At 53.9% G+C, this 217-nt stretch carries 1 protein-coding gene; it reads left to right on the forward strand.

The features are described 5' to 3' along the window. Positions 1 to 129: 129 nt before the first annotated feature. Positions 130 to 217 (forward strand): 4Fe-4S binding protein (locus Q0842_RS16410; RefSeq protein ID WP_366941138.1); only part of this gene is annotated, 88 nt, incomplete at its 3' end.

A 217-nucleotide genomic window follows, 5' to 3' on the forward strand; every position in this document is an offset into this window, starting at 1 on the left:
ATTCGTTGGGATCGCGGCCCGAACTTGCCAGACCAAGCCGTGTTGATCGATCTGGCAGGTCGTCGCTTTTATTTATTCTGGATCGAGATTTGGCCGCACGAGTTTTAATTAGTCGCAGGTCTCCTCATCATGGCGGGCCTTGGCCTATTCTTGTTCACGTCAGCCTTGGGGCGTGTTTGGTGTGGCTACACCTGCCCACAGACAGTCTGGACTGATC

This window comes from uncultured Algibacter sp., assembly GCF_947495675.1.
Classification (GTDB): Bacteria; Bacteroidota; Bacteroidia; order Flavobacteriales; family Flavobacteriaceae; genus Algibacter_B.